The sequence below is a fragment of the Nostoc sp. C052 genome (assembly GCF_013393905.1).
Classification (GTDB): Bacteria; Cyanobacteriota; Cyanobacteriia; order Cyanobacteriales; family Nostocaceae; genus Nostoc.
In genome coordinates, this window is sequence record NZ_CP040274.1 from 1 (window position 1) to 12,136 (window position 12,136).

The 12,136-nt window shown below is 39.2% G+C and carries 8 protein-coding genes; 3 read left to right on the forward strand and 5 right to left on the reverse strand.

The annotated features are described in order from the left end of the window. Both FD723_RS34710 and FD723_RS34715 read left to right on the forward strand, forming a co-directional pair. Entirely contained in the window at positions 1 to 1,704 is a 1,704-nt protein-coding gene (locus FD723_RS34710) for a serine/threonine-protein kinase (RefSeq protein WP_179069798.1), read from the forward strand. 61 nt (positions 1,705 to 1,765) lie between these two features. Continuing rightward, complete coding sequence (locus FD723_RS34715) at positions 1,766 to 2,797, forward strand: hypothetical protein (RefSeq protein WP_179069799.1); 1,032 nt, start codon at positions 1,766 to 1,768, stop codon at positions 2,795 to 2,797. Here FD723_RS34715 and FD723_RS34720 read toward each other — a convergent pair. The 3 genes from FD723_RS34720 to FD723_RS34730 form a co-directional block, all read right to left on the reverse strand. Then, positions 2,758 to 5,277 carry a CHAT domain-containing protein gene (locus FD723_RS34720; protein ID WP_179069800.1) on the reverse strand — a complete coding sequence of 840 codons (2,520 nt, stop codon included), beginning with the start codon at positions 5,275 to 5,277 and terminating at the stop codon, positions 2,758 to 2,760. The two genes, FD723_RS34715 and FD723_RS34720, sit on opposite strands and share 40 nt — an antisense overlap. After that, positions 5,229 to 6,950 (reverse strand): ShlB/FhaC/HecB family hemolysin secretion/activation protein, encoded by a 1,722-nt coding sequence (locus FD723_RS34725; protein WP_179069801.1) that lies wholly within the window; start codon positions 6,948 to 6,950, stop codon positions 5,229 to 5,231. The genes FD723_RS34720 and FD723_RS34725 overlap by 49 nt, the downstream gene beginning before the upstream one ends. Positions 6,951 to 7,043: 93 nt before the next feature. After that, positions 7,044 to 9,566: a filamentous hemagglutinin N-terminal domain-containing protein gene (locus FD723_RS34730; protein WP_179069802.1), complete on the reverse strand. Its 2,523-nt coding sequence runs from the start codon at positions 9,564 to 9,566 to the stop codon at positions 7,044 to 7,046. A 158-nt stretch (positions 9,567 to 9,724) separates the two neighbouring features. Here FD723_RS34730 and FD723_RS34735 point away from each other — a divergent pair, with 158 nt between their 5' ends. Beyond that, a complete protein-coding gene (locus FD723_RS34735; protein WP_179069803.1) occupies positions 9,725 to 10,129 on the forward strand; it encodes a hypothetical protein in 405 nt (134 codons plus the stop codon). A 595-nt stretch (positions 10,130 to 10,724) separates the two neighbouring features. On the opposite strand, the gene FD723_RS34740 is transcribed toward FD723_RS34735, so the two are convergent. Beyond that, complete coding sequence (locus FD723_RS34740; protein WP_179069804.1) at positions 10,725 to 11,240, reverse strand: hypothetical protein; 516 nt, start codon at positions 11,238 to 11,240, stop codon at positions 10,725 to 10,727. A gap of 97 nt (positions 11,241 to 11,337) precedes the next feature. After that, the gene (locus tag FD723_RS34745) at positions 11,338 to 12,042 is read right to left on the reverse strand and encodes a hypothetical protein (RefSeq protein ID WP_179069805.1); all 705 of its coding nucleotides are present in this window, start codon (positions 12,040 to 12,042) and stop codon (positions 11,338 to 11,340) included. Between the last annotated feature and the right edge of the window lie 94 nt (positions 12,043 to 12,136).

A 12,136-nucleotide genomic window follows, 5' to 3' on the forward strand; every position in this document is an offset into this window, starting at 1 on the left:
GTGATTTATTGTATAAATCCTAAGTGTAGACAGAGGCAAAACCCTGATGATAGTGAAAGATGCCTTTATTGCGGAACGGAACTGCTGATTGAGCAGCGGTTTAGGTTAATTAAGCCATTACGCCCTTTAGACTTTCGTTACAATACAGAAATTTTTGAAGTAGTGGATGATAAAGGCATCCACAAAGTGATGAAAGTTTTGAAATCGCAGGAATCTAAAGAAATCGAGCTATTAGAACGAGAAACGCTGACGCTTCAATTGTTCGACCATCCAGGGATTCCTAGAGTTATAGACGATTTATTGACTGTTATTCCTGAAAAAAGTTACAGGACACTGCATTGTTTAGTTATGCAGAAATTTGAGGGACAGGACTTAGAACAATGGGCGAAAGCTAATGGAAGGATCTCTCAAGCTTTAGCTCTGGATTGGCTTATACAACTAGTAAAAATTATCGATGAAGTACACCGGAGTGGTTTTTTTCATAGAGATATTAAACCTTCCAATATTATTCTCCAACCTGATGGTCAGTTGGGTTTAATTGATTTTGGTGCAGTCCGACAAGTAACTCGTACTTATTTAACGAAAGTTAGCGGAAGTGGGGGGAATGAGATGGGGCTTGGTCATCATGAAATTACAGCACTTGTAACGCCTGGCTTTACTCCCCTAGAACAAATTAATGGGCAAGCGTTACCACAATCAGATTTCTATGCTTTAGGGCGAACATTAGCATATTTAGTAACTGGAATTCATGTAATTAATCTGCCAACAGACCCAAAAACAACAAGACTTGTTTGGAGAAATAAAGCACGAGAGATTGAAAAACCCTTTGCTGATTTGTTGGATGAATTAATGTCTCCGGCTCCAGGGAAACGTCCACCATCTACACAAGTCATTTTACAGCGTTTGGAGGAATTACCGTTTAAGTTGAAGCTAAACCGGGCTTTTCAATCTAGTCTATTTAAATGGTTAGGAACTGGATTGCTCTTCTTGATACTTTTCAATATTTGTCAAGGAACTTATTTGGCTTTGTCGAGTTACTATTTTTACAAAGCTGCGCGACAGGATGAGCCGAAAATAGCTAAAGAATATTATGAATTAGCAGTAAAATACAATCCTAAAGATGAGAAAACATATAATAATTTAGCAGTGGCTTGTCAGCAGATACAAGACTTAAAGTGTGCAAGTAAAAACTATGAAAAAGCTTTAAGCCTAAGACCATTAGGTTGGGAAGTACATTATAATTTGGGAAATTTTTACGACGAACAAGATAAATACGACCTAGCAGAGCAGCAGTATAAATTAGCAATTCAGTACAGTAACAACCAAGCAATGAATTCTGTCAGCAATTTATCACGGTTGAAAAATAAACAAGAAAAATATTCAGAGGCTGCAACGCTTGCACTTGAAGGATTAAAACATACTTCTTATCCTCTATGGCAAGCTGGGTTGTACAAAAATTTAGGCTGGGCAAGATTAAAACAGCAGCGTTATGCAGAGGCAAAAGAATACTTAGAAAAATCGGTTAAATTAGATTCTCAAAGAGTAGACGCTTATTGTTTGTTAGCACAAACACAAGAAGCATTAGGTGATTTAAAATATGCACAAGCATACTGGGAGGTTTGCTTAATGCAAAATAATGTAAATTCATCTCTGCCAGAAGTGCAAAGATGGAAGCAGGAAATATTACAGAGAATTTTTAAATAAAATTGACTAAAATCTTTAATTTTGCTTAAATTACCTGATTAGAGAATATCTGATAAATGTGATGCGGACTGTACTAAAATCAGCAAATAGAACAAAAAAGTGTATCCAAATTCAAGTAGCAGCAATTGCGTCAATATTATTATTTTCAAATTTGGGCGCATCAGGACAAACTCGACCGATAACAACGCAAAATTTACAATCTGGCAGATGTGAGCCAATTGCCAAAATCATCAAAGGCGATCGCCATTGGGCAAGCTTGAGCAAAGTTTGTAAATCAGCTCAAATAAATCCAGAACCGGGGAGTACAGTTGAAGTTTTTTGCTATCTAAGGGGAAGTATTTTACAAGTTTCTGCTGGCACTATTGGCGCTCAATGCTTACCCCTTTCTGCGAGAGAAAGAAGTGGTTGTAGTCTACAAAATGAACACAATTGCATCAATATTAAAGGGCCAAATGACGATCCAGATGCGCCGAAATTAATTACCCCTTATGGAGTTACGAGTATCAATCCCCGTCCGATGCTATCGTGGGCTACGACACCAGGAGCTAGTAGTTACATAGTGCAAGTAGAGGGCATAGGAGTAAGTTGGTCGTTGTCAGTTCAAAATACGCAATTACCCTACCCGAAAGACCAGCCAGGATTGCAGGCGGGAAATGTTTATGATGTAAACATAATTGCCAAGCGAGGAGAGAAGTTTATTGCAAGTCAGAGTCTCTTGGTGTTAGTGTCAGAAGACAGAGCGCAGCAGGTAGCGACAACAATCAAACGCCTTCAAAGTCTCAAACAGTCCCCAGATGAGGTTGTTATCGATACGGATGCAGTATATAACGTGCAAGGTTTGGTAGATGAGTCAATTGCGGTGTTATCTGCACGAGCTAAAGCAGGTTCTCAAGACCCAGCTATTTATCGATTGTTAGGCGAACGCTACCTACAAGGAGATGCACTTTCTGCTGCTACTAGTGCATACGGAACTGCGATCGCATTAGCCCAAAAAGTTAACAATCCTGACGAATTAGCTAAGGCTCAAGCTGGAGCAAAAATTGCGGCTATTGCTCAAAGCCAACTACCTACAAGAATAAAAGCCGCCCAGTAGTATGGGTGGGAGTAAGTATTACTGGATATCAGGTTTAATTGTGCTTGTCTTAATGCCTCGGCTTTAGTCAGACCATTTTTCAAGTTTTTATAAAACTCTCCAATGAGTTGGGCGGTAGATTCAGCATCTACCAACCAGAGAGTAGCTAAGGTACTCCGCGCTCCGGCTTGTGCGGCGATGCCAGCAATTCCTAAAGCTGAACGCCGATCTCCCTTAGCTGTCTCACAAGCACTTAAAATAAGTAAATCAATAGGAGATTGCTTATTTTTTAACAAAGATTTTAATTCTTGAACTTTAAGTAGTTCTTTCCAAGTCAACAGAAAAGTATTATCAGGGTCAGAACTGAACTGAGCGTGGGTACTAAGATGAATTATGGGGAATGAATCGGACTCGACTTTTTCTCGAAACTTGTGAGTAGTGAATTCATCGTTGAGCATTTCTGACACAGAACTAATGCTTTTTTTTATATTTTTTATCTCCTGGGCGACTTCAGGTAGAGGCTGGAAATTTTCATGAACCAAAGAATTTTGGTAAATAGGGCCAGCTTCAGAAATCCCTGCAAATAAAACTCTCAATGCCTCTGGTTTTAAAAGTTGAGCTTGTAATTGGTGTAAACTGGATGCTGTTGAAATAGCGTAAGACTCTACAAGATACTTCTTCCCATCGTGTAACATATCAAAAGGGATATTCTGAAAATAGCTATCTAAAATAAAGACTAGATTCCCGGAAGCTGGTAAATACTGTTTGATAGGACTGATTAGCAAGTCATAAAGATTCTGAGCATAGGTGAGATAAGCGAAACCTTGAGTTTTAACAAATTGTTTCTTGTGAATGAGTTTGATAAAATTATCGACGGAATCGCTAACTAGTTTAGAATCTACTTTATGCTGATGAACACGTTGTGAAGTATTAATAACGACTTGAATTTCATTTTCTAGTTTAATAAAAAATACAAGTGGTGGTAAATTAGAGAAATCTTGGCTGTTAGCAACAGAAGGTGTAGTTAATCTCCCGCATTTTAGAAAATTCTCTATTTCAGCTATTCTGAGTTTATCTTGAATGGTAACTACTTGGAGATAATTGGCTTCTTTGGAGAATAGAAACTCCATATATTCGTGATATACAGGCTCAACTTTTTCTTTAAAATTAAACTGGATATCAGGATTCATCGCCAAAATATTACCTCTTATCTGATCAAGGCTGCTAATAGCTGCTGCATAAGCCTCATCAGCTTTTTGAGTTTGTTTGAGTTGCCGATATAAACTTCCTAATCTCCACTGCCACTGATAAGCAATGTCCCAAGCTTTTACTGATTGGGCTAATTCCATAGCTGGTTCTAAATATTTCTGTGATTCCAGTATTTGTCCCAAGTCAGCATAAATTTTACCAATAGTTCCTAAAGCATAAGATTTGGCTCGTGTATTGTTTAATTTTTCCGCATTTTCCCATGCTTTATTAGAAATAGATAGGGCAGTTAATAATGGACTCTTCGCTTGGGAAAAACTAACTTCATTTAACTTAGCGTTTTGAGCGACTTGCATTAAACTTTCAACCAGATTCAGACGAGCGTAGATAGAGTCAATGGCTGGTAAATCATCGAATTGATTATCAAGATTCAATAATTGTTTGATTAATGGCTGAATTAATTGCCTTTGTTTTTGGAAGTCTATATCTGTTAAATCTGACCATTTTTCTAGCTCTAATAAAAATTTTAATTGATTTAGCTTGGCAGATAGCAAGACATTATGCTGTGTTTTATTATCTAGCTTTTTATATAAAAACAGGGCAGATTTAGCTTGGAATTGCGCCGTGATTAAAGCCTTTTGTTTAGCACCAGAGTCATCTGTTAAATAATATTTGTTTTTAGCTTGTAAATAGAGAGTGCGTTCTGTATCTGCTAGACTTAGCAATAATTGATTGTATAATTTTGATTGTGTTAGTTTTAAATCATTAGCCATTTTCATAGCCTTTTGTAATACAACAAAAGAAGCTTCAGGATTGCCCATTAGCCTTAGTACATCACCCATCTGGCGAAGTCCGACGATTTGAACTTTTTTAAGCGGCTGATTTTGTAGGGTATGAGCTAACTTATCTGGAGACTCATCTATAGTCGCTTGTGCCGAACTAGGGCAAATCCAATCTTGTAGCTTCAGAGCTATTAATAGAGTATTGCAAGCACTGTTGTAAAACCCTTGGGCTTGAAATCCCAAGCTTTGGTTAATCAGACTACCAGTCATACCTTCAGAATCGTTTATTTGACTATAAGCTTTGTAAGCTGCTGACCAAGTTCTGATGGCTGTAGAAGCATTTCCAAGGCGTAGTTGTTCGTGTCCTGTTTGAGTTAGAATTGCGCCATTCGGCATTTGAGCTTTGACTTCTCCTTGCCACATAATTGCCAGCAATACCAGAGATAGCCCTAATAAAAAGTGCTTTAAAACAGTCGGTAATTGATAAAAAAAAGAAATCCATTTTCTTGCCATGTTTGCTTATCTGAATTAGTGTTAATGTTAATTAAAGGAATACCCCATTCAAGACGCGCATTGAAGCGATCTCCTACTTGGTACTGCAAACCCAAACCCACAGAAGCTAAAGTACCTACTGAGTTTGGTGCTTGGAGTGCATTATTCCAGGCAGTTGCAAAATCAAGGAAGGGAATAATCTGCAATTGCTGATTGTTTTGTGTCCAGGCTGCTAGATGTAACTCGGTTGAAAACAAAAATGCATTGTCAGTTAAGAAAGTGGCTTCACGATAGCCTCGCACTGAATCTGCACCCCCTGACGCAATTTGTTCGAGTGAGGAGAGAGGTCTATCAGCCAACTGAAGGTCTGCTTTAGCGATGAAGGTAGCATCGCTGCTTAACTGTTTGAGCCACCCAGCTTGACCCCGCCAAGCAAAAAAACGACCATCGGGAGCAAAATTGTTGATAGTAGCACCAAAAGCACCAATACCGAAACTGAACTGTGAGCGCAGTGAGAAAGTTCTTTTAGTGCTGCGTTCCAGCCACTCTTGCGAGAAGTTAACGGCAGAAATTCGGGTGATTCCATTAGAATTTGCCCCAGCATTTAAGGGGTAAGGGGTATTTAACAAAGATGACTCACTTTCTAAACGAGAAGCCGTGAGTTTTAAAGCAAATTCTTGCGTTGATGTGGCGGTGGCTTTGCGGACTATCGGCTGTCGAAAACTCAACTCGTAAGCACGAGCATTAGACAAAATATCTAAAGAGTTAAAAGGATTTTCGATAATATTGCTCGAAGAGTTGATGTAGCCGAACTCGATTATGCCATTCTGTGGATTGAGAGGAACAGAGTAGCTGGTTGTTACAGTGTTACTCCCGTCTGTGTTTCGATAGCCAACACTTAACTTGTCACCTATACCAAGCAAATTAGCATTGGTTATTTCAAAAAGACGCTGAAAACTTCCGGTAGCAGGTGAACGAGAATTGTCTAGAGCAGTCTCAATGGTAAATGACTGACGTTCCTTAACTTTGATGGTCAAAATACTTCTGTCTACTGAAGAACCATTATCTAATTGTGCTGATATCGATTCGATTAAAGGATCTTGCCGTAGGAGTCGCAAAGCCTCTAGTAGGTGTTTTTCATTGACTACTTCAACAGCGCTTGGTAATCGCTGACGAATGTAATTGTGCAATCGTGCGCCGCCAATGATCTCAATTTTATCGAATTGCCCTTCTACAACTTGAATGGTAATTACTGCCCCATGAGGATTAATTCGTTGATTTTCTGCAATCGGCAAAAAAGCCCCACAAGTGATGTAACCTTTATCCACATAAAATTTTGTAATTACCTTACCAACTTGGCGCAAATCATCAAATGTAATTTCTCTTTCCAAAAAAGAAGCAACTACCGTTTCTAGTTCTTGGGTTCTAATTACTGTATTACCCTTAAACACAAAACTTGCCACTTTGATGATTTGCTGATTTGAGGGTGCATTTTCTCTTAAAGGTGGTGCATTCGGGTATGGTATTGTCGGATCAAGTCTTTGAGGTAAAGGTCTAGGAACTTCCCAAGGTTCTTGTATAGTTCGGATCTGAGTTGAAGCTACTGTTTGTGAATGTGCTGGATCAATTATCAGTAAGGGGATGAGAAATATAGTTGCTTTCGACAAATGATTTAAGCACTGGAAATTGGGCATAGATGAAGATTGTTATTCTCAAAGCAGCTTTGGGTGGATTTGACTGCTAAATCCCACAAAAGCAATTATTGCGGCGGCTTTTGTGGGATTTACTTACTGTCGTGTTGATTGCTGAGGGGGCTGATCTGATTCTCCAGATGACTGTTGTACTTGTGTTTCTGATTCTTCCTCAGAATGACAAGGTGCTGCTGACAAAGAACTCCTCGGAGTTGCCTCTGAGGAAATATCTGTAAAACTTATTGTACCGTCAGTGTTGTTTCTCCAGCCCTGCGCTTCCTTATACTCGGATACTCCTTGTGTTTGAGTGCTTGCTGCGATCGCATCTGAAGGGTTGGTGGTATCAGGCTTTCGCTCATCTGACCAGCCATCAAGACTGTGAAAAGGGTCGCTAGGGCTTTCAGGGATTCCTCCGCTTCCAGCATTGATAAATTCATCTTCATTTTCAAAGGAGGAGGCACAGAGTTTGGTACTGTCAGGAGGATTGAATGCTGTTTTCGTCAGCACTGCATTCCCGAAATCAATTTGTTCAGTATTAATTGTAACTACACCATTAGCTCCGTCCTTTGAACTTGCTGTAATTCTACTATCTGGAGAGATAAAAAATCCCTGAGTATCGATAGTAATGTTCCCGCCTCTTCCTTCAAATGCATTGGCTGTAATTGTGCTGTCTTCTAAAAGAGCTACTGTCTCTGCTTTTATAGTTATGTTACCTCCATTGCCACTATTACCTGCGGTAGTAGTAATGAGACTATCAAGACGTAGTTGTAAGTCTTGAGAGCGTATGGAAATATTACCTCCTTCACCTGAATTAGTAGTCCCTGTAATCCTACCTTCGTTTAATTTAATAGATTCGGCCTTTATTTCAAGTTTTCCAGCTTCTCCTGTGCCTTGATTCCTAACACTAACTAATCCACCTCGATCAACAATTAGTAATTTAGTATTAATTGTTACCTGTCCAGGGAAAGCATTTGGTATTGAAGAAGTCCCAAGCCTCTGTTGATCTCCGTTTGGACCAGCTAAAGAATCAACGGATGCTCTTATAGCACTAGGAACATCATCTTTTATACCACTTACTTCTATTTCGGAAGCATTGATATTTAAACTACCAACTGCTCCAGTATCGAAAGATGAGGTACTAACTAAACCTCCATCTCTTAAACGTAATTGCGAGGTATTAATATTTACGCTACCAGCTTCTCCAGCTTTAGCAGATGCTGCTGATATGGCACTAGCTCTTTTAGTTGCTAGCTCTATTCCTATTACCTCTATTACATCTGCATTTATAGCCACGTTCCCCCCATTCCCAGTTCCTATTGTTGTGGAAGTCACCGATCCCCCATTGGTAACTCTAAGGTCTTTGGTTGATATCTGAAGATTCCCAGCATCTCCAGAAGCGTAGGTAGTTGCAGCAATAGAACTAACAGTAAAGGTTTGACGAGAAGTATTTATAGATGTGTTCTCCAAAAGTTGTACAGAATTGGGAGCATTAATAGTAACATTGCCTCCTTTTCCATCACTGTATGTACTTGCTCCTATTCTCCCTCCATCTTGAAGCACTAACTTTGGTGTAAAAATTGTAATATTACTTCCCTTTCCTGCACTGACTGTTTCTGAACGAATAGCGCTAGAAGCATCACCATCTATGGAAGTTCCTTTTAAAACTAGCGATTCCGAAGCATTTATAGCTAAATTTTCAGGAGTAATTGCCCCTCTGTTTTGAATTAGAAGCAATGAAGCGTCACTCAGTTTGACGTTTGCACCATTTACTTGAATAGCTCCAGAACCTATGCCACTAGTATCAACTAGTGCTTGTTTTGATAATTGAATGTCACTAAACTTGGAAACTCCTTCATAGCTAAAAGCCCATCCATCAGGAGTAGATTGTAAGCTAACTATACCAGAAGCAACACTGCCTAATTCAATCCTTCCTCCTTCTGCGGATATTGTACTGCCTGCTAGATTAATATTGCTTCCTACTAAGGCTAAAGTTTTTCCTGGTTGTACTTTTAGTCCGACTAAGTTAGTATTATCAACTTTTGTTGGTGAAAAACTAAAACTAGGTGTAATTTGATTTCCTTTCCCAGTAACTTGAATTGCTCCAGTATTACTCCCCAATCTTAAGCCAATTGGAATATTAATTGCTAGTAGCGGGGGAGCTTGTGGATTAGTAGCACTAAACTCCTCTCCATTAGGGAACATGAAAGCACTGGCTGTAGTCGCCAAAAATGAACCGCCAACCTTCAGTTGTGCATTTTGTCCAAAGCTAATACCATTCGGATTGGAGAAAAACAGATTCGCTGTACCATTGGCACTGATTATGCCATCAATGTTAGAAGCTGAAGCACCTGTGACACGAACAATAATGTTGCCAATATCAAATGTATTGTTGAAGGCTGCTATGTCACCTTTGGAGAGTGAAAAATCTTGAAAACTATGAAAAAGATTCTTCCCTACTTGAGTGCCCCCCTCAATAGTAATTTTATTCCCTTCTACTTTTATGTTTGTGTTATTAGGAAGAGTTAGATCGTGCTTCACTTGTGCCTCCGATGGGAAAGTCGTTAACATGGAAAAAAATACCACTCCCACAAAGGTATTTAAGATATATTTTTGTGTCACAATTATTAACCCTTTAAGTTCCACGCAGTCTTTGAGTACCCCAAAAGTAAGGTGGATAGACTTCTGATGGGGAACGGAATTACGCTGTTAAGTAAGTTAAAAAATTCTCAATACGAGCGAGAAAGTGTTTCTACTTTGGGTTGCTTTAGGCTTGCGTTATGACTAACGCAAGCCTAAAGCAACAGTCAGATGTTAGCGGGGTAGTCAAAGTCCGTTGGATATCTCTAGGGATAACTTGCCAGATTGTCGGGAGGCGAACTGGAACCTGTGCTTTCAATAGTTTGGAAACTATACCGTTAAGCAAGACAAATAGTCCCAGAACAGGAATTTTTCTAGGTAAATTAGCGGTCATTAATCACGAACATCAATTGGGAACTTATCAAAATAGAATACAATCGTCAGTCATCAAACCAATTCGCTTTTTCGCAATCTGTGACTTGAACAAGATGTACAAGGTTTGGAAGGACAAGTTGGACATCCATTTTTGGATGGTATTGTTGGAGAACCTGTCCAAAATCTTCTTCAAGTCACACAATCGGTCAGAATTCACCATGAATGAATGAATAAATCATTTGTTGTGTGGTGCTTCCAAGTAGTTGTTGAAACACCACACAACAAATGATTCTGATGCCGAGCTGGGGAACAATATTTGCTTTACTGATGTATTCTTCATTTCTTAGCAATCTAAAAATTGATTCTTTTGAGAATATAAGAGTAACATTTTATACTCCCCTGTCCTGTCAACGAGAAATCAAGGTTTTGACTATTTTGCAGGGAGGGAGTGAATTATTGTATTTAAACTCTCATAAAAGAAAAGCCTTTTTCCAGGGAATATCGCGGTTTTGATATTGAACTTAACTGTGAGATAAATAAATATCAAATTCAATAAAACCTACAACCTTTATTTAGCAAGAGTTTTATCCAATAAATTGAGTTTTAAAGTCATTCGACAAAACCCGATTCTTGCCCAAGAGGATTGTGATCGGTAGATTATACGACTAGCAAATAACATGATATCTTAATTAAGATTTCAGCTAGTGATTGTTCCCAAAGTTAGTTTTGTCTGATCGGGAATATCCGTCTTTTGTTAAGCTAAAGACACTTGGTTTAATCAGGGCTAAGTATAATCTTTAGCTATCGCAGTTTACCCTAAAAAAATCAAGGTGTATAAACATACTTGAAATTTGTGTCCCCCTTGTAGCCAGAAGCGATCGCAAGATCCTTAAGGTTTTGCACGCCAGTATACTGATGTCCATTAATAACCCAAGTTGGTACACCTGGGACTTTCGCCGCATTGCACAAATCTGGGTGGGGATTGATACCTCTCTTATCGCACTCCACTTTGATGCTGTTGTTGATGATCTGGTAGGCTTCTTTACCAAAGAGTAATTTTTGTTCATGACAGTGAGGACACCACCAAGCGACGTATTCTTTGGCACCGATGTTCACCAAATGCTTCGCCAAGGCTAGTTCTGCCTCCCCAGAAGTGGTGGTGATTGACCAGCCGACTCCAGGCTGAGGACGTTCTTTGGGCAGGAAGAAAATAATTGATGGGGACTTTTGGTTGTCTGTTTGTTGAGCAATATCTGTCAGTAGGGCAGAGCCATAACTCGTACTAACACAGATAATGGAGAGCGTTAACAGTGCAAGCAAAAAAGGGTGTTTGATAGCCATATTAAATATATACTTTGATTGAATAGTTGTCGAAGCGAACAATTAGAAGCTTTAAGATTGTAGTATTTTGTATAACTGATAACACGAAGTCAAGATATTAGTCTTCATCATCTTCATCTTCATAATCGAAATCATCATCACCATGTTCTTCATACCACTTTCTTTCTGACTCCAAAGCGATTTCTCTTGAGATCCTTTTTCTTTCTAGGGCTTCCCTTTCTAACTTTTCTATTTCTTGCCTTTCTATTTCTTCTCTATCTCTGATTTCTCTTTCTACCCTGTCTCTTTCAAGCTGAATTAATCGCTGCTCCACTCGTTCACAATAGAAATCCAAAGCCTTACCTGTGGCTGCTCCGGTAATCGCACCACCAGCTAAAAATATTATTACAGTTTTCCAGCCCCCAAAAGGATTACCACTCCACTCCAAACTACCTTCATTGAGCCACACCAGTAGGAAGTAGACGAGAATTCCAACAACTGTATTGATCGGTGCAAAGACTCTTGGTGTCATCTCGGTTTGACGAAGTATTAACCACTGCGCCAGACTGAGAATCATACCAAAGATTACCGCAGCGATCGCACAAAGAATAACATTACCTGTCCAAGTGAATGGATCTACTGCAAATTTAATGATTAGGGTGATAATAATCGGGGCAGAGAGCAAAAAGCTCAGGAGTAGGCTAGCGCTAATCGCAAGAAACCAGTAGCGACCGAGATAACCCAGGCGAAATTCTAACAACGACTCTTGTACTCCAAACAAAGTCATCCAAAATGCAATACTCGCGGTCAAATAATCAAGCATTAGCCGTTGTTTTACCCATGTGTTGAAGAGGGTATTTTCTAGAATAAGCTGAAATTGAATTCAGTTGGCACAAGTCAGAAATCAGAATTGAATT